The sequence below is a fragment of the Longimicrobium sp. genome (assembly GCF_036554565.1).
In the GTDB taxonomy this organism is placed as follows: Bacteria; Gemmatimonadota; Gemmatimonadetes; order Longimicrobiales; family Longimicrobiaceae; genus Longimicrobium.
On record NZ_DATBNB010000295.1, the window covers coordinates 1 to 2221 of the forward strand.

Genomic DNA, 2221 nt, shown 5'->3' on the forward strand with positions numbered 1-2221 from the left:
GCTACCTCTCGCCCGAGGGAATGACGGACGCGGTGCGCGAGAATAAGGAGACGTACTGCACCGCCTGCTTCACCGGAGACTATCGCGCTCCCTTGGTCGATGCCGGGGCCGGGTTCGAGATGTCGTCGCACTGCTGAGGGGAAGTGCGTGAGTGCGTGAGTGCGTGAGTGCGTGAGTGCGCACCGATGTCATCCCGATGGAGCGGCGACACCGTACCTGCCCCTGCACCGTCGATCGCAGCGACTGAGGGATCCGCCACACACTCGCCGGAGCGCGCTGAACCCGGCTGATGCACCGTGCTGTGCGGCTGCCGGACGAAGCGACGAACAGAAGGGATTGTGCCCGGAACGAGCCTCGGGCGTGTTTCGCATGCTGTGTGGCGGATCCCTCGGTCGCTGCCGAGTGTTGTGCGGACGGAAGGTTTCGTGGGGCCGCTCCGTCGGGATGACACGTCGGTTCCTGTGCGCGACTGCCTGCTGTTGTTCGTCCTGCATTGCGTAGGGACTCTCCTTCTTGCCGCGTCCGTGCGCCAAGGCTACTCTGCGGTGCATCCGGCCGGCTCGCTCCGGCCGCATCCGCATCCCCAAATCGACTGACCGCTCGACCGCCGAGCTGATGGAGGCATCATGAAATATCGTACCTATCCCGGAACCGACATCTCCACGTCGGAGGTGGGCTTCGGCGTGTGGACCCTGGCCGCGGGCTGGTGGGGCGACTTCACCGACGACGAGGCCATCGCGCTCCTTCACCGCGCCTACGACCTGGGCATCACCCTGTTCGACACCGCCGATACGTACGGCAACGGCCGCGCGGACGAGCTCGTCGGCCGCGCGTTCGCCGACCGGCGCGACAAGGTGACCATCAGCAGTAAGGTGGGCTACGACTTCTACAACCACCCCGACGCACGCCGCGGACAGCAGGAGATTCCGCACAACCCCGATCCCGCGTTCATCCGTGAGGCCGTGGAGAAGCAGCTGCGGCGGCTCGGCACGGACGTCATCGACGTGCTGGCGTTCCACAACGTCAAGGAAGACCACGTTCCCGACGACGGCATCTGGGACACCTTCCAGCGGCTGCAGGACGAGGGCAAGATCCGCTCGTGGGGCGGCGCGCTGGGACCCTCCAACGGCTACCTGTTCGAGGGGATGGACCTGATCCGCGATCGGAAGGTGAAGAGCCTGCAGCTGATCAACAACATCCTGGAGCCCTTCCCCGGGCAGAACCTGACGGAAGAGGCCGAGCGCACCGGCTGGACGGGCATCCAGGTGCGGGTGACGCACTCGTCGGGGATGCTGGAGGGCAAGTACACCGAAGACACCCAGTTCGCCAAGAACGACCATCGGCGCCACCGCCCGCGCTCGTGGCTGGTGAACGGGCTCAAGAAGCTGGAGTCGCTGCGCTGGCTGCACGAGGGGCGCGACATGACCCTGGGCCAGGCGGCGCTCAAGTGGCTGCTGGCCTGCACCTTCGGCCGGCGCCACTCGGACGCGTACCTGGCGGAGATCGACCGCGCGGTGGAGCGCGTGGTCGTGGACCACCTGATGCGCCTGGCGGGCACGGCGCCCATGCCCCAGGTGCGCGCCGTCGCTGCCGGGCAGCTGATGCAGATCCGCACCAGCTACGGCTTCGAGCACACACCCAACAGCCCCGAACAGGCGCACCGCGCCCTGCTGAGCGCCGACATCACGCGCTTCCTGGAGCGCGAATACACCCCGGAGCAGCGCATCACGCCACCCGCCATCCCGCCAGGCGCCCCCATCGGCGACGACGGCGAGTTCTGAAATACGAACCGGCCTGGCGGATCACCTCCGCCGGGGCGGTTTCGCCTCGGTGACTTCACGAACGAGGTCTGTGATAAACGAACCGCGAGCACGCCTTTCCATAGACGCAAATCCCCACCGCTGCACTCGCGGGCTGCCTCATGGATCGTAGTGGAATCGTGCTTGTGCGAATTCGATGAACTCGTCCGACACGCGGTAGACGATGCGGGCTTCCCCGGTCAGCCGCCGCGACCACCATCCGGACCAGTTCCCCTTCAGTAGCTCCGGCTTTCCCCGTCCCGTCGTGGGAGTCCTCAAGCACTCGTTCATTAGATCGATCAGCCGGAGCGCGACCTTGCGATCCCGGTCTATCCAGTGCTCGAGATCCTCCATGAACTGGGACGACAAAAGGGGCCTCCGACTCACCCTCTGAGCCGGAGGCCCGCCCGCCTTGGATCCGC

2 protein-coding genes are annotated in these 2221 nt (G+C 66.4%); one reads left to right on the forward strand and one right to left on the reverse strand.

Features of this window, described 5'->3' with window-relative positions:
- Positions 1-626: 626 nt before the first annotated feature.
- On the forward strand, positions 627-1781 hold the full coding sequence (locus VIB55_RS07930) for an aldo/keto reductase (RefSeq protein ID WP_331876135.1): 1155 nt from the start codon (positions 627-629) through the stop codon (positions 1779-1781).
- A 138-nt stretch (positions 1782-1919) separates the two neighbouring features.
- Here VIB55_RS07930 and VIB55_RS07935 read toward each other — a convergent pair.
- A partial coding sequence (locus tag VIB55_RS07935; protein WP_331876136.1) for a Txe/YoeB family addiction module toxin occupies positions 1920-2221 on the reverse strand: 302 nt, incomplete at its 5' end.

Coding starts and splice junctions, on each gene's coding strand:
- VIB55_RS07930 (WP_331876135.1), top strand. CDS start 627: ATGAAATATCGTACCTATCCCGGAACCGACATCTCCACGTCGGAGGTG.